Origin of the sequence: Streptomyces sp. NPDC088725 (assembly GCF_044751305.1) — a bacterium.
Taxonomy (GTDB): domain Bacteria; phylum Actinomycetota; class Actinomycetes; order Streptomycetales; family Streptomycetaceae; genus Streptomyces.
Map to the genome: position 1 here is coordinate 1 of NZ_JBIVLO010000017.1, position 15,510 is coordinate 15,510.

Below are 15,510 nucleotides of genomic sequence, written 5' to 3' on the forward strand. Positions count from 1 at the left end.
ACGATGCACAATCGCAGCCACCGTCACCCGCAACGTCTCCTCAGTACCCATCAACACAAACACACCCTACCCCAATAAAATGCGAATAACGCATACCAGATGCGGTATAGCTTAACTTTTCGAGCACAGGGCACGTGAGAGCGGGTCGTGAGGCCGTCCCGCGTGGTGCGGCCGCTGGAGCGGTCTGCGCTTCCCGGGTGTCCTGTGACAACGAAGTTTCACCGTTTGCCATCGAAGTTTGACCACCGGCCTGCTTGCATCGGGATGCCTGTGCCGGCCCGTCCGAGTCAGGCCGGAGATTGAGGCTCTCGGTCCGGTCGTCGCACTGCCGTGCAGGCCAGGACCGTCTCGGATGCGGGAGTAAGGAACAGAATGAAGACCCAGGGGCCCTCGGGGTCTTGGATTCGGCTGAGCTGAATCGATCGGGAGGTCTCCGGCCGCTTCGAGGATCCCGACGGTCTTGTCGAGGGCGAGGGTCTCCTGACCGCGTCGCTCAGACAGTCGAAGTCGCCGCCGATATGTGGCAGCAGGGTGCCGGGCAGGGGCAGAGCCCTCCCCGATCACAAAGTGACCTCCCGCCAACAGGGCGGCTTGAACTGGCGGGCAGGCCGCTGCCTGTTGGCCGAACATATGTGCGAGGACGTCGCGTTTCACCTGTAGTTGGCCCCGGGATGATCTGCAGTTGCGTGGTCGGCGTCAGAATGAGCGGAAGATCCTGGTGGGATCTTCCTGTGCGGCTGCGGCGTACTCCTCGAAGCCTAGGTTGGCGACACTCAGGTTCGCGTGAATGTCGTGGACTCCCGCGGGTTCAGTGCGGAACCACCGGCCGAACTCGGTCAGCTCTTCGCATTCCTCGGCGTCCTCGCACTCCTCCCGGCTGACCGTGGTGAGGGCCGGAAGCGCGTGTGGCTCTGCCTGTTGAGTGAGCTCGTCTGCGAGAAAGGCGACGCTCAGGTTGTCGTCGAAGCAGACGACAGCCAGCACCTCGTCGACCGTGGCTTCGGCCCAGACCGGATCGTCGACGATGTGGACCAGTGCCTCGAACTCCCCTGTTCCCCAGGGTTGTTCCAGCGCCGTCACCACAGCCTGCCATGCGTGCTGATCCCTGTAGTCGGTCCTGATGATGAGTGCGCTGAACTCATTGCGGCTGGTCACGGGAGGCAACACCTTCACTGGGTCCTGCTCTCGTTCGGAGGGGTTGTCGGCCTGCACGGGAGGGCGTTCTCGGTATGCCCTCTGGCGGCAGGCAGCCGAGCACCACTGCCAGGTGCGCCCGCGCGGGGCATTGACCAGCGGTGTTCCGCAGATCCCGCAGCGCCGCCCCCGGTCCTCGGCCAGTACCGTGTCCCGGCAGGTGTCCGAGCACCATCGGATTCGGCGGAGCCGTTGAAAGCGGGTCTGACACCTTTCGCAGGTGAAGGTGACCCACCGTCGCCATCGCTGGGACGTTTGTGGGCCCTTCGGATGGCGCTTGCGGAAGGCGGCCCGGCGACAGCGCTGGGAGCAGCGCAGCAACCGACGGCCAATGACCGAGGAAAAGGGAAGCATCCCATCGCACTCAGGGCAGGGCTTCCTCCCCAGAACGTCCTATAGGGAGCCCGCGCTCCGGCCGGTCAAGCGTCGGCCAAGCGCTTCCAACCGATAGTGTTCGTTCGATCACGGAACCCGCAAAGGCAGTTCCACAGGAAGCGGGCTTCGAGGCGATTGGTGAAAGCCAGGCGGCCGATGAATAAACGCAAGCCCCCGCCAGCCAGAGATCGGGGTGAGGCTCGCTGGATACGGAGAGCGAGCCGGGCGGCGGTTGCCCGGCTGTCGATGTACTCGTCTCTGATCGTGTGGAGGTCGTGAGTTCGAGCTCTGACCAGGTAGACGGTCGGCTTGGTGACGCCCCGAGGCCGCCTCGCGGGTTTGAGCCCGGTGCCGCGACTGACGAACCTGGCGAAGAGTCGTCTCCTACCGGCTCGAGGCGCGGCCAACCGCCCCCGCTACGTCCTACTTCTCCTCCGGCTCCCAGGCGCGGAGGAGGTCGAGCAGCCCTGCGTCTCCGTCAACGTGCAAGGAGGCGGCCGGGATACGGTCGTACAAGTAGAGGACCAACTCACTGGCCGTGCCACGGATGGAGGCGCCAGCTGCGTCCGAGTCCTCGCCGGTCGCGGCAGTGTGCGCGGGAAGGCGGGTGGAGCGTGCGCCGTCGCCGTCGACCGTGAGGCGCCAGGAGCGGCCCTCGGCGGCGTGGAAGTCGAAGGCCGTGGGCTTGTGCGGCCAGGCACTCGGCGTTGCGCAGACGGTGAACAGGAACTCCTCCACACCGTCGAGTGCCACCTCGACCGGCAGCGGCTGCGGGGCGCCCCCGGTGAGCTGGGCGTCGCACGTGTGCACCGCGGTTTCCTGGGCCCGGTGCCGGGCGATACCGCCGGAGGTTTGCGGTGACTGCGACGCAGGCCACCACGTCCAGCTACCGCTCTCCGGTCCTGCCTCGCGCAGGGCGCTCAGCAGAAGCTGCGTCGACGCGGCCAGCCAGGCCAGCAGGGCCTCACGCTCCCGCGGCACTTCCAGAGCGGCGCGCGCAGCGGTGGCCTCGGCCGGGGGAGCGTCGGCAGGCCCCGCGCCGACGATGGCGGCCCAGAAACGGTCTCCCCCACCCAGGTGCTTCACCAGATCGAACAGTGTCCATCCGGGGCAGGTCGGCACCTGCACATCGAGGCTGGGAGCGGCGGCGACCGCGGCGCGGAAGGCGGCCGACCGTTCGTCGATGAGTCGCAGCAGGTCAGGGAAGCCCAGAGTGTTTCGCACACCGGATGTCTATCACCGTGCTCCAGGCGACCGCACGCGGATTTTCACAGCCGACGCGGCGGGTGCGCGGCACGGGCCGCGCACCCTCGGATGGCGCGGTGCCCTGTTCTCGTGCGCAGCATCGGTCGAAGTCGCCCGATCGGGGATTCCCGTTCGACCAACACCCCTCGACATCGGAACGACAACACCCACTGATCTCTGAGACAACCCCCAGGCGCGGCAAAGGCCAGTTCGCGGCAGGCCAAGCCATCCAGGCCTTGCCTGCAACGAGGCCGAGGCGCTGCCACGGCCTGTCGGCGGGCGGCCCGCGGAAAACGAGTTGTTCGCGGGCCGCGGCCTCGCTCATGATCGCCTGCATGGACCTGTAACGGCTGCCACGTAGCAAAGCCAACCTGTCGCGCGGTTGACCCGGAGCCTGACGACTCGGCCCCGAGGCGATGACTCGCGCCCTCGTGTGCATCCGTCATATCCCAGGAGCCGCAGCCTCGCCTGCGAGAGCTCCTGGTCAGTCCTGAAAGCAACCACATCCATGAATACTGACCGCAAGGCCCTGTGGGCCGTGCGTGAGTCCGCGCTGCCCACCGTCGTACGCCTCTGCCCGGGCTGCTCCGGCAGCCGGCATCGTCCCTCGGGCAAGATCCGTGTCAACGCGAGCGGCAAACTCCTCGATGTCTGGCTTCTCCTGAGCTGTGCAGGGTGCGACCGGACCTCGAAGGTGCCCGTCCACGAGCGCGTCCACGTCTCGTCGCTGGAGCCCGCTCGCCTGGTGGCGTACGAGAACAATGACCCAGCCGTGGTACGGGAGCTGACGATGAGTGCGTCGCTGGCCGCGAAGAGCGGATACCGCCTCGACTGGACCGGTACGTGGGGGGTGGAGACCTGCACGCCCCTCTGCGCACTCGACAATCCGTGCACCGCTCAAGGTCCTGGTCGGCTTCGAGCTGCCCGCGCCGGTCAGGGTCGAACGACTGCTCATGCTCGGGCTCGGTCTCAGCCGCAGTGGGGTACGACGCATGGTCGGGGACGGGCGTATTCACCTGCCGCTGGCCCTGGACGCCAAGGTGCATCGTGACTTCGAGCTCACCATCCACGATCTCGGTTCCGTCGATGCCGCGAAGCACTCGAAGCTCCTTGGTGCTCCGACCGACGTGCGTACCGACCTGAGCCGCGTCGGGTTGCACGGCACGCCGCAGCACGTGTCGCGATCGGCGGCGGGAGCGTAAGAGCGGGGCAGCAGGGCCTTCTGGACAGCCTGTTGGCGTAGACAACCTTCGAGCCGCCAGGAGGCCCTGCTCCGTGCGGCACCAGCCACAGTCACCCGATCGAGACTCCCGTTCGACCAACACCCCACAGGATCGGAACGGCAACACCCGCTCAAGATTCGCTGTCGCAGGTCTTGCCTGATCGCAGCTCTGGCACTCGCTGTCCGCTCAGCTGATCGCAAGCGCCAAGGGATCGAGGCCCAGCTTGCTTCGGCGTGGATCGACGGCCCGCATGACCCAGGCGGTCACGGCGCCGTGATCTGCCGCGATCGCGTGAAGCTCACGAGTCCTCTCCTGGGCTTCGACTATCCAAGGCGCCAACGCGTCCTCTCGTAGGACTCGCTTGAAGTGATCGCGGGCCATGTCAGGGTCCCCAATGAGGGCGGCTGCGATCCCGGCGTCGAAGCTGGCCCAGAGGAATCCCCGCCGCACCGGCCTGGAGGTCAGGTACAGGGCGACGTTCGGCAGATCCGGGAACTTCTCCCTCAGCGCGGTCACGTTCGCAGCCGCCTGTCGGCCGAGGTCGAGTGCCAGCGGTGTGAGCTGGTCCTCGGTGCGGAACAGCTCGGGGCCGGTGCGGAGTGCGTCCACGTGGAAGGCCAGGTGATCCACGTCGTGCCACAGCCACATCGCACCGACGTACAGACCGCTGCCGACCGTCCGCGGCGGGGTGAACTCCACAACCCCGAGCCACCACCCGTGATCATCAATCCACAACCGCGACCGCCCGCGTTGGGCCAGTCCGGGCGGCTCCAGGGGGTCCCGCCCACCGACACCACCATCGGTCGTGGTGGCACACCATGCACAGAACTGTTCAGCAACACTGAGCGTCACCGCTCCACGGAAGTTGGACCAGAAACCCGAGCGGAAGGTGTCAGCCAGAGGCTGACCCGTTCCGCCGGTTCATCAACGGCACCGTCGCCCCGCACGCCGCCGCCCATCCGAACGGCATGTGGGTGCGTCACATCGTCGCCCAGCACAACTCCATCGAATCCGCCTTCAGCCTCATCGCCTCAGACTGACCCATCGACCCGGCGGGGGCCGGGGGACGCTGTTGCCATGAGCCACCGCCGCTGTGTCATGGACCACCGGCTGAAAGTGGCGGGCCCTGCCCGTCGATATCCCGCCCTGGCGTACGGTCTTGAGGTACATGGCCCGCTGGGCGGCAGTTCGGCATCGTCAACCAGGCCTGTGATCACCTCGCCTCACGCATCCGCCGCTGGCTGAGGAAACGGTGCCAGCAGCATCGAACGCCTCCCCGTCACACCGCTGCGAACCCTCCGGAAGTGTGACCGAGATACGCCTCAAAGAAGTAATGAGCGATGAACGCGCCGGTACGAGGCTGCCTCGCTCTTCGCGGCAAGCCGGATTCGCGAAGGAGTCCCCCGCGAACCTCGCGCGGATGAGGCCGCCGAAGCGGCTGGCATCGCCGGCGCTGCCAGCTTCCTCAACGGTGCCTGGAATAAAGGCCGTTGAGAAAACGTCACTGACACCAGCCGCCGACACGAAACCGGCGCATCGTACCCGCATACCGGGCCCCCGGGCCCGTCGCCGGACAGCGCAACGCCGTGGTACCCGAACCGAGTTCGGTTCGGGTACCACGGCGTCCAGGTGACATGCGCGGCAGCGGGCAAGGTCCGGTCAGTGACGGCTCAGGCCGTCACTCCGCGACCGCTGCCCGCCGGGGTCGCCGAGCACGCGCGGAGGTACCACGACCCCCCGATGTCAGTTCCACGGGTCGAACGGGATCCCGGCGGGCTTGGAGGCGTTGAGGAGATTCCGGAAGCGGTCGTCCTTGTCCGTGGTCTTGATGGTCGCCGACCCGAAGTCCGCGTTCATCAACCGGTCCCGCAGCTCGATGCTGGGCCAGCCGTTCCAGTCCACGATGGGAGGCTGACGCCAGTCGTGGTAGTGGTTCTCCGGAGGCTCGTCGTTGTTGTTGGCGAGGCGGAAGAAGTGCGTGCCCAGACCGTCCTTGTGGTAGACGACCTTGGGGTGTGAACCGTCGAACAGTACCTCGGAACGCGCGTACGTCTTCTGGCCGGAGTGCTGCGTGGTCGTCACGTACTCCACCTGGTTGGACGCCTGGTCGATCCAGGAGATGACGTGCTCGAAGTCGTGACGGTGTCCGCCCAGACCGCTGCCGGCCACCGCCTGGTCCTTCTCGAAGTAGCTGGCATACACGACGGCACACCATCCGTTGTTGCATGCCGAGCGGGCGTAGGTCTGCGTCCGGTCGAGGTCCGACTGGTCACGGCAGTTGCCGTTGACGTCACCCGTGGTGTTCAGACCGGGATTCAGCGTCCCGTCGGAAGCAATGGCAGCGACGGGGTAACAGCCGTCGCCGTCATAGTCGTACGCGGGCGAGAACGACGTCTCGTAACCCCCCGCGTTCTGGGGCAGATTCGGCAGGTTGTCCGCCCGCGCCACCGCCGAGGGAAGCGTGACCGCAAGGACGGTGGCACCGAAGAGCACCCCGAACCGGGACGCCTTCCGCTTCAGGTGTCCGGGAGCCGACTGACGCACTCCGGATGATGACAGGTTTCTCAATTTTTCCGCCCTCTCGAAGAACTCGGTAACCGTCCGCTGCGCGTCGCATCACAGCAAGATCACCCTTGCTCCCATACGACGCGATCCCTCTGTCCCACAGATGAGCAATCTGTAGTGCACAGGACAAACTTTCAAGAGCATTGAGAAACAAAGGCTTCACGACAGGCTCTTTTTTCCGCGCAGCCGGGGGACCCGCCTCCTGCGCCGCCCGGGGCCCAACCCTCGTACGACGGAGGGAAGTTCGCGGAGCCGCACGACAGGCCCGCGGACCGGACACTCCCGCCCAGGCATGGGAGACCCTCGCCCCCGGGCCCGCCTGCCGGCCGGGAAAGCCCATCGACAGGCGGCACGAGCCGCCCAGTAAACGATGCTTCGGCACACACACCATCACCGCCACCACACGGCGCGGGTGTCAGGCACACATCCCACACCCACGACACCGGCCAGGCAGCATCCCCTGCCACGCCCAGAGGACAAAGTTCCAGAGAGCCCTTCACCCAGCCGGCGAGACTCAGACAGAAGCGCCGGCGCCCAAAGCCCGGGACAACCAGCTCGGTCACCGCCCCGATCAGATGGAAGGGCATGCCGCCGAACCTCACCGACATCCGCTGGGCGCTCAGCGCGCAGGAGGGACGGTGCGCGCTCAGTACGCGGCATGCGTACAGCCAACTCCTCCCCGAGTCGCCACACTTGACGGGCCCGACCGCCAGCCAACCGCCCGCCGCCTCGCGCAGTGCCCATCCTGCGGGATCCGGATGCTGCTGCTCACGCACCAGGGGCCGCACCAGAGTCCCGTCCATCTTGAAACGGCCCGTCCCCGTTCAACCATCGACGGCACACTGCCGAGACCCCGGCTCAGTCGCCTAACCGACCAGGCGGCGGAGCCACTTCAGGGGCGTGACGGTGATGGCCCGGCTGGGGTCGGCGTTGCCGTCCGTGTGGAGGCCGGCCGCCTCCAGTGCGGCCGTGACCTCCTGGCCGATGGCCGCGGTGGTCTCGGACGAACCGTCGAAGCCTCCGTAGAGCAGAGTCAGTCCGTCTCCGGCTGCGGCGGAGTACGTGGACCGGGAATGGAAAAAGACGAAGCCGCGGGCGTCGGGGCCGCCCGCGCCGCCTATCTCGGACCGGCCGCAGGCGCGGCAGCAGGTGAAGTGCTCGCAGGCGGTGATGCCGGCTTCCTGAAGGATGGTGAACGCGCGGGTGAGCCGCTCGGGGTCCGTCTCGCCCTGCCAGTCGGCCTGTTCCGCGACGCGCTCCAGCCACATCCGGTCCGCCAGTGCCTGTGTCTGCTCTCGGGACACGGGGCGGTGGTCCGCGGTGACCAGGAATTCCTCGGCGGCCTCGGCCAGTTCAGCACGGGAGGCGTAGCCGCCGAGCAGCACCTCGCGGACGTGCTTCACCAACTCCTCACGCTCGTCTTCGTCCAGGTCGAGCGGCGGCACCTCGCGAGCGGGTCCGGTGTCCAGCGGCGACCAGTCCAGTCCCGTGTCCCAACCGGGCTTCCGGCGGGCTCAGCCGGTCATCGCCGCGATCACGCCCTCGGAGCCGTCGACCATCGCCTGGAAGTGCCGGCCGGCGGAGCCGTCACGGTGCTCCAGCGTGTAGTTCTCGCCGGCCTCGTGCCAGACCTGGGCGAAGATGTCGGGCAGGTCGGGTATGCGCTGGGCCACCAGGAACCGGTCACCGGCACCGCCGATTCGCCGGACCAGGCCGGCCAGCTCCTGGGCGGACACTGACATGCCGTTCCGCGTTCTCCGTCTCCACCACGATCTCGAGCATGCGCAGACTCTGGCACACGCCACTGACAACGGCCCTCCGGGGAGCCGGGATCCGGCCCTCCGGGGATCCGGCAGTGTGTACGACCGGGCGCGGCAGCGGAAGAACCACGGCCGTCAGACGTCGCGGATCCTGGCGGCCAGCGCCGGGGAGTGATAGCCCGTTCCCTCGCCCGCGATCCAGGTGTCGAGGTCCGGGGGCTCCGGCCGGGCACCACCCAGAACGAAGAGGCCGACGAGGAAAAGCCCGCCGAGGACGGTCACTCCCAGGGTGATCACCACGGCCAGGTGGAATCCGTGCACCAGGCTTTGCGGTGTCATCGCGATGCGCAGAAGAACGGGTCCGATGAGGAACGCCGCCTCGGAACGCAGCAGTTCGACCAGAGCGAAGGTCGCGCCGATCTGCCAGACGGGGACCGAGAAGCCGGCCAGGAAGAGTCCTGGCGCCACACCCGCGCCGGCGCCGAATCCCAGGAACAGCGCGGCGACGGGGACGATCGCGGAGGCGTTGGACGCGGTCGCGGACAGCAGTACGGCGCCGCCCACGGCGACGCTGACGAGGCCAGACAATGCCAGGTACGGCACCCACTGTGTGGCCACGAGCTTCCGGAACACCACGGCCGCGACAAACACACCGACAATCTGGGGCGTGACGAGCAGGCCCACGCGTACGGGCGCGTAGTGCGGGATCCGCAGGAGGTAGACCTCGGACAGTTCGAGCAGGGTGGTGAAGGCGGCGCCGGTGAGCATCGCGTTGGCCGTTCCGGTGACCGGCAGTGTGTTGCTGATCGGCCGTACCGGCATCAGCGGGTGGGTCTTGCGGTACTGGCTCACCACCAGAACCACACCGAGGAGGATTCCGACGATGACCGGTACGAGGAACGCGGCGTCGGTGAAGTCGCCACGGGTCAGCCACGACACACCGAAGAACGGCAGCACGGTGGCACCGAGGGCGAGCGGAATCGCGAACCAGTCGAAGGCCGTACCCCGGCCGGGAGGCTCGTTGCTCTCGAAGGTGAGGGCACCGACGGTCAGCCCGGTCGCCGCGAGCACGGCGAGTCCGGCGAAGAGTTCCCGCCAGCCGTTGAAACTGCCGACCAGTCCGCCCACCAGCGGGCCGAGCGTCACCATCCCGAACAGCCCCAGGCTGATGACCGCGGCGGTGGTCGGCAGCCGGTCGATGCCGTGTCCGGTGATCAGCGGCGGCAGGGCCACGACCAGCAGCATTCCGGTGAACAGCCCCTGAAGGATGACGCCCGCCATGAACAGGCCGATCCCCGGGGCACTCAGCGTCAGCACCCCGCTCACCACGAAGCCGCCTTCGCAGATGAGGTAGAGCGTGCGCCGGGGCGCCCGCTGGACCAGGTCCGCCGACGCCACCGCCCCGAACGCGTAACAGGCGTTGGACAGTCCGCCGGTCAGCTGTAACTCGAAACGGCTCGCGTCGAGTTCCCTCATGAGGACGGGCCCCATGAGGGACAGGGCTGTGGTGAGCACCAGGTACGGGCAGAGCGCCAGCAGGGCCAGAATCACGGCGGCCGCGTAGTTTCCGGCAAGCGGAACCCTGGTGAAGAGGCGCGCAGGACTGGACCGCATGGTCGTCTCCGGGATCGTCGTGGGGGAAGGCGGAGCACCCGGTCGCGCGTCCAGAACCGACGTCTTTGAGGTCCTGGTTGTGGACACCCGCACTGTGCCGGGCCGCCGCTCAGCCTACGGTCCGGCACGGCGCGCACACCGCTGACACGCCCGGCTCAGCGGCGCACGCGGTTGCGGATACGGGTGGTTTCCGGGGTGTCGGTCGCCCGGGCGATCCTGGGCTCGATCCGCGACGGCAGGACGCCGAAGAGCCGGCGGTCGCTGCGGCACATCAGGGGAGGGGCGGCCACGTACGGCGTTTGGGGAGCGGTGTGGCGTAGCTTCCCGTACGGCTCGTGGTGAGGTCCAGCGCGACGAGGGACTCGGCGAGTTTGACGGCGGCGGCCACGCCGTCGACGACGGGCATGCCCAGCCGGTCCCCCAGGGTGCGCTGGAGACCGGTCATGCCGGCGCAGCCGAGGACCAGCACCTCGGCTCCCGCGCGTACGGCTCGTTCGGCGGCGGCCAGGAACGCCTCGGTGGTGCGGTGTTCGTCGGTGAGGTCGAGGACGCCGAGGCCGGTGCCCTCGACGGCGGCGCAGTGCTGGGCGATGCCTGCCGTGTGCAGGCTGTCCTCGATCTGGCCGCGGGTCCGGTCCAGGGTGGTGACGACGCCGTAGCGCCGTCCGAGGAGGCAGGCCAGGTGGGCGGCGGCCTCCGTGATGTCGACGACGGGGACGCCGAGGAGTTCGCGGGCGCCTTCGCGTCCGTGCTCGCCGAACCCGGCCATGACCACGGCGTCGTACGGCTCCTCGTATCGGCGCAGTGTGTCGAGGACCGCCGCGGCGGACAGGTAGCTGTCGAGCCAGCCCTCCGCGGACTCGGGTCCCCAGGCGGGGGTGAGTCCGGTGATGGTCGTGCCCGGGCCCGCCGCGGCCCGGGCGCCGCGTACGATCTCGTCGGTCATCGCCCGGGTGGTGTTGCAGTTGGTGACGACGATCCGCATGGGGTTCAGGCCTCCGAGGGGGCGGGGGTGAGGGCGCGGGTACGTTCCGTCCGGTTCAGCGCCGCGTAGAGGACGGCGGCGACGGCCGTGCCGATGAACCAGGAGTACGCGGCCACGTCGCCGAAGTACGGGACGAGCGCGAGCACGGCGGCGAGTCCGGCGGACGGCAGGAAGGTCCAGAGCGCCTTGGGGTTGACTCCCTTGCGGTAGTAGTAACGCGCGTCTTCACTCCCGTCGAAGAGCGCTTCGACGTCGACGCGACCGCGCTTGACCCAGTAGTAGTCGATCATGATCACACCGAACAGCGGGCCGAGGAAGGCGCCGAGGCCGCCGAGGAAGTAGTTGACGACGTCGGGGTTGGAGTAGAGGTTCCAGGGGGTGACCAGCAGGGCGGCGACCGTACTGATCATTCCGCCGACCTTGAAGGTGATCTTCTGCGGCCAGACGTTGGCGAGGTCGTAGGCGGGCGAGACGAAGTTCGCGACGATGTTGACGCCCATCGTGGCGATGGCGAAGGTCAGCGCGCCCAGCACCAGGACCCAGGTGTTGCCGACCTTCGCGACCAGCAGGGCGGGGTCGGTGATCGCCTCGCCGAAGACCTCGATGGACCCGGCCGTCACGATGACGGAGAGGATGACGAAAGCGGTCGAGTTGACCGGCAGGCCCCAGAAGTTGCCGCGCCTGACGGTGCGCTGGTCGGGGGCGAAGCGCGAGAAGTCGCAGAAGTTCAGCATGAGCGTCCCGTAGGTCGCCAGAATCAGGCCGATCGCGCCGAACCACTGGCTCACCTGTTTGCCGGTGGAGACCGGGTTCGGGGTGGACGTGAGAGAGATCGTCCAGCCGGCCTTGGCGAGGACCCACACGGCGAGCGCGATCATCACGAGCCAGATCGCCGGGCCGCAGAAGTCCTGGAACTTGCGGACCGATTCCATGCCGCGGCCGATGATCAGCGCCTGGAGGACCCAGAGGGTGAGGAAGGAGGTCCAGCCGAGCGCGTCGAGCCCGAGGAAGGAGTGTTCCGTCCAGGAGTCGAGTTCCGGTATCGCCGCGAGCAGCATCACGTTCACCGCGACCGAGGCCAGGTACGTCTGGATGCCGTACCACATGATGGCGATCACGGCGCGGATCAGGGCCGGGATGTTGGCGCCCCAGACGCCGAAGCTGATGCGGCTGACGACGGGGAACGGGACGCCGTGCCGCTGGCCGATACGGCCCATCAGGTTCATGCCGAGGTAGATGAGGACGAATCCGGCCAGCAGCGAGGTGAAGACCTGCCAGACGTTCATGCCGAGCACCAGCAGCCCTGCGGCAAAGGTGTAGTTGCCGAGGTTGTGGACGTCGGACATCCACAGCGCGAAGAGGTCGAAGACCTTCCAGGTGCGTGCGGATGCGGGGGCCAGGTCTTCGTTGGTGAGGCGGGGGTCGGGAACGAAGGCGGTGCTGCCGGTGGCTGCGGCACGGTCGGCGAGGGACACGGGGCCTCCTGGTGGAGGGGACGATGGACAGTGAATTTGGTATACCAAACGCATTGTCATGCTCCCGGCGATGACCGCCGCCGGGCATGTCCCGGCGGTTACGGCTCCGTAAAACACCGCGTGAGTCGGGGAGTATGGGACGTATGACCACCGCCGAGCCCCTGGGAGCCGTGCGCGAGCGGGTACTGACCGCGCTGCGCCGCGACATCATCGCCGGACGGCTGCGCCCCGGCGACCGGCTCGTCGAACGCGAACTCGCCGACCGCTTCGGCGTCTCGCGCGTTCCCGTCCGCGAGGCCGTCCGCGCGCTGGTGGCCGAGAGGTTCGTCCTGTTCGAGACTCCCCGGCGTTCCGTGGTGCGCCGGCTCACTCCCACCGATGTCGACGAACTCTTCGAACTCCGCGAGGCACTGGAGGTCCACGCCGCCGCTCTGGCGGCGAGCCGCGCGGACGCGGACGGTCTCGCCGCGCTCGCGGAGCTTCTGGAGCACGCCGCGTCCGCGACCCGCGCCCTGGACGCCGAGCGGATCACGGACATCAACACCCGTTTCCACGAGCGTGTTCTGGCCATGGCGGGGAACAGCCTGCTCATCTCTGTGATGGAACCGGTCGACGGACGGCTGCGCCTGCTCACCCGCCACAACGAGCAGTGGCCCCAACTGCTGGCGGAGCACCGGGAGCTGTACGAGGCCATCGCGTCCGGTGTCCCCGAGCGGGCGCGGGCGAGCGCGCTCGCGCATGTGAAGGCCAGTCACCGGGCCACGGCCCGGAAGCTGTTCGGTGAGGGCGCGCCGGAGCGACAGGGTTCGCAGGGATCCGCCGGGGCGGCGCCCTAAGGCGTAGCGGCCAGGCGTGTGTTGCGGCGGACCGAGGACCAGAACGACCAGCCGATCAGCACGACCCCGATCAGGCCGGTGATGAGTTCACTGATCTCGTACCGGATGGTGATGAGCAGGATCAGGGCGAGTGCGCCGATGGCGTAGTGCGCCCCGTGCTCCAGGTAGACGTAGTCGTCCAGCGTCCCTTTGCGGACCAGGTAGACGGTGAGTGACCTGACGTATATGGCGCCGATCCCGAGACCGAGGGCCATCAGCACGATGTCGTTGGTGATGGCGAAGGCGCCGATCACACCGTCGAAGGAGAACGACGCGTCGAGGACTTCCAGGTAGAGGAACATGAAGAACGCGGCCCTGCCGGTGAGGGCGGCGGCGGAGCCGGCGCTGCCGCGCTTCTCGGCGGCTTCCCCGGCCCGTCGCTCCTCGGTCCGTTCCTCTTCGCGCTCTTCGTCCTCTTCGAGGCGGTTCTCGAAGAAGCCGGAGAGACCTCCGACGATCAGATACGTGATGAGCCCGGCCACACCGGCGGTGAGGACCGTCGCGGACTTGTCCGCGTGCGCGCCGCCGTGCTGATGCGCGTGCGTCGCGACGGTCGCGGAGGCGATGAGCAGCAGGATCAGCGCGACGCAGACCGCGAGCATGTCGACCCTGCCCAGCTTGGCCAGCGGCCGCTCCAGCCAGGTCTGCCACGTGATGTCCCGTTCCTCGAAGATGAAGCCGAGGAAGATCATCAGCAGGAACATGCCACCGAACGCGGCGATCGACGGGTGCGCGTCCGTCACCAGCTGCTGGTAGCGGTCCTTGTCGTCGACCGCCAGCCGGACCGCCTGTACGGGGCTGATCCTGGCTGTGACGGCGACGATCACGATGGGGAAGGCGAGGCGCATGCCGAAGACCGCGATGAGCACGCCGATCGTGAGGAAGATCTTCTGCCAGAAGGCGCTCATCTTCTTCAGGATTCCGGCGTTGATCACCGCGTTGTCGAAGGAGAGCGACACCTCGAGGACCGCCAGGATGGCGACGACCCCCAGGGCGGCCCACCCGTCGTAGAGGATGCCGGCGGCGAGCCCGAGCACGGTGACCACGAACGCCCAGCGGAAGGTCTTCAGAATCACGGGCTGTCCAGCCTTCTGTCACGGCGTCCGCGGAGTGCTGCGCGGGGCTACGGAGATTTCGCACACCGTAGGCGATCGCCGGGCCCGGCCGCCCGGCGAATCACCGCTCGCCGCTCACCGCACCCGCTCAGGGGGTGGGGTTGAACACGTCCGGGTCCGGGCCCGTACGCTCGTTCCTGTTCAGCGCCGTGATCTCGGCCATGTCTCCCTCGCTCAGTTCGAAGTCGAAGAGCGCGAAGTTCTCCGTGACACGCTCGCGGGTGACCGACTTCGGGAAGACGATGTCACCGCGCTGGATGTGCCAGCGCAGCGTGACCTGGGCGGGTGTCCGCCCGAGCCGTTCGGCGATGCCGGTGATGGCGGGGTCGGAGAGTACCTTGCCCTGCGCGATCGGCGACCACGCCTCCGTGGCGATGCCGTGCTCGGTGTCGAAGGCGCGCAGTTCGTCCTGGGTGAGGTAGGGGTGCACCTCGATCTGGTTGACGGCGGGAACGACCACGCCGCTGTCGAAGATCCGGCGCAGATGATTCTGCTGGAAGTTGGAGACGCCGATCGCCTTGGCGCGGCCCGACCGGTACATCTCCTCCATCGCCTGCCAGGTCTCCGTGAAGTCCCCGACGGCGGGCAGCGGCCAGTGGATGAGGTAGAGGTCCACGTAGTCGAGGCCCAGGGCGTCCATGGTCTGGTCGAACGCGCGCAGCGCGTCGTCGGGTGCGTGCGCTCCGTTACCGAGCTTGCTCGTCACGAAGATCTCGCTCCGGTCGATGCCGGAGTCGCGGACCGCCTGGCCCACTTCCTTCTCGTTGCGGTACAGCTGCGCGGTGTCGATGTGCCGGTATCCGGTCTCCAGGGCGGCCAGGGTGGCGTCCCTGGTCTCCTCCGGGGGGATCTGGAAGGTGCCGAATCCGAGCTGCGGGATCTCGACGCCGTTGTTGAGGGTGATGCTGGGAACTGCGGACATGCTCTGTTCCTCCCATGTCCCCGCGGTGGGGACTGTCGATTTCCGCTCTGAAGATCGCCTCCCCTTCTTCTGCGTCTGAAAACGTACGAATGGTGTGAAGGCATCGCCCGACCCGGTCGTGTCCGCCTGAGCCGGTGGACCGGGTGGTGGGTGAGGCGCGCC

The 15,510-nt window shown here is 67.8% G+C and carries 11 protein-coding genes and 5 pseudogenes; 5 read left to right on the forward strand and 11 right to left on the reverse strand.

Annotated features, from left to right (window positions below; translation table 11 throughout):
• Positions 1 to 696 precede the first annotated feature (696 nt).
• The gene (locus ACIP6N_RS29025; RefSeq protein ID WP_401820556.1) at positions 697 to 1,155 is read right to left on the reverse strand and encodes a DUF6924 domain-containing protein; all 459 of its coding nucleotides are present in this window, start codon (positions 1,153 to 1,155) and stop codon (positions 697 to 699) included.
• 837 nt (positions 1,156 to 1,992) lie between these two features.
• Positions 1,993 to 2,793 carry a maleylpyruvate isomerase family mycothiol-dependent enzyme gene (locus ACIP6N_RS29030; protein WP_401820558.1) on the reverse strand — a complete coding sequence of 267 codons (801 nt, stop codon included), beginning with the start codon at positions 2,791 to 2,793 and terminating at the stop codon, positions 1,993 to 1,995.
• A 529-nt stretch (positions 2,794 to 3,322) separates the two neighbouring features.
• Here ACIP6N_RS29030 and ACIP6N_RS29035 point away from each other — a divergent pair.
• From ACIP6N_RS29035 to ACIP6N_RS29045, 3 genes and pseudogenes are all read left to right on the forward strand, one after another.
• Positions 3,323 to 3,616 (forward strand): annotated as a pseudogene (locus tag ACIP6N_RS29035) (DUF1062 domain-containing protein); the annotation flags it as partial.
• A pseudogene (locus ACIP6N_RS29040) lies at positions 3,609 to 3,773 on the forward strand (hypothetical protein); the annotation flags it as partial. The pseudogenes ACIP6N_RS29035 and ACIP6N_RS29040, both read left to right, overlap by 8 nt.
• 33 nt (positions 3,774 to 3,806) lie before the next feature.
• Positions 3,807 to 4,016 (forward strand): hypothetical protein, encoded by a 210-nt coding sequence (locus ACIP6N_RS29045; protein ID WP_401820656.1) that lies wholly within the window; start codon positions 3,807 to 3,809, stop codon positions 4,014 to 4,016.
• Between the two features lie 207 nt (positions 4,017 to 4,223).
• Here ACIP6N_RS29045 and ACIP6N_RS29050 read toward each other — a convergent pair whose 3' ends face one another.
• Positions 4,224 to 4,889, reverse strand: a complete 666-nt coding sequence (locus ACIP6N_RS29050; RefSeq protein WP_401820559.1) for a hypothetical protein — start codon at positions 4,887 to 4,889, stop codon at positions 4,224 to 4,226.
• Positions 4,890 to 5,151: 262 nt separating this feature from the next.
• On the opposite strand from ACIP6N_RS29050, the pseudogene ACIP6N_RS29055 reads away from it, so the two are divergent.
• Positions 5,152 to 5,275, forward strand: a pseudogene (locus ACIP6N_RS29055) (IS5/IS1182 family transposase); the annotation flags it as partial.
• 505 nt (positions 5,276 to 5,780) lie between these two features.
• Here the strand turns inward: ACIP6N_RS29055 and ACIP6N_RS29060 are convergent.
• The 6 genes and pseudogenes from ACIP6N_RS29060 to ACIP6N_RS29085 all read right to left on the reverse strand — a co-directional run bounded on the left by ACIP6N_RS29060 (position 5,781) and on the right by ACIP6N_RS29085 (position 12,436).
• Complete coding sequence (locus ACIP6N_RS29060; protein WP_401820561.1) at positions 5,781 to 6,581, reverse strand: NPP1 family protein; 801 nt, start codon at positions 6,579 to 6,581, stop codon at positions 5,781 to 5,783.
• A gap of 639 nt (positions 6,582 to 7,220) precedes the next feature.
• Positions 7,221 to 7,405 (reverse strand): annotated as a pseudogene (locus tag ACIP6N_RS29065) (aminoglycoside phosphotransferase); the annotation flags it as partial.
• A gap of 63 nt (positions 7,406 to 7,468) precedes the next feature.
• Positions 7,469 to 8,384, reverse strand: a pseudogene (locus ACIP6N_RS29070) (DUF6891 domain-containing protein).
• 113 nt (positions 8,385 to 8,497) lie between these two features.
• Positions 8,498 to 9,976 (reverse strand): MFS transporter, encoded by a 1,479-nt coding sequence (locus ACIP6N_RS29075; protein WP_401820563.1) that lies wholly within the window; start codon positions 9,974 to 9,976, stop codon positions 8,498 to 8,500.
• 271 nt (positions 9,977 to 10,247) lie between these two features.
• Entirely contained in the window at positions 10,248 to 10,961 is a 714-nt protein-coding gene (locus ACIP6N_RS29080; protein ID WP_401820566.1) for an aspartate/glutamate racemase family protein, read from the reverse strand.
• Positions 10,962 to 10,966: 5 nt separating this feature from the next.
• Positions 10,967 to 12,436, reverse strand: a complete 1,470-nt coding sequence (locus ACIP6N_RS29085) for an NCS1 family nucleobase:cation symporter-1 (RefSeq protein WP_401820568.1) — start codon at positions 12,434 to 12,436, stop codon at positions 10,967 to 10,969.
• Positions 12,437 to 12,579: 143 nt separating this feature from the next.
• Here ACIP6N_RS29085 and ACIP6N_RS29090 point away from each other — a divergent pair, with 143 nt between their 5' ends.
• Positions 12,580 to 13,272 (forward strand): GntR family transcriptional regulator, encoded by a 693-nt coding sequence (locus ACIP6N_RS29090; protein WP_401820571.1) that lies wholly within the window; start codon positions 12,580 to 12,582, stop codon positions 13,270 to 13,272.
• On the opposite strand, the gene ACIP6N_RS29095 is transcribed toward ACIP6N_RS29090, so the two are convergent.
• A complete protein-coding gene (locus tag ACIP6N_RS29095; RefSeq protein ID WP_401820574.1) occupies positions 13,269 to 14,387 on the reverse strand; it encodes a DUF475 domain-containing protein in 1,119 nt (372 codons plus the stop codon). The genes ACIP6N_RS29090 and ACIP6N_RS29095 overlap by 4 nt on opposite strands.
• Before the next feature lie 127 nt (positions 14,388 to 14,514).
• Complete coding sequence (locus ACIP6N_RS29100) at positions 14,515 to 15,348, reverse strand: aldo/keto reductase (protein WP_401820577.1); 834 nt, start codon at positions 15,346 to 15,348, stop codon at positions 14,515 to 14,517.
• Positions 15,349 to 15,510 lie beyond the last annotated feature (162 nt).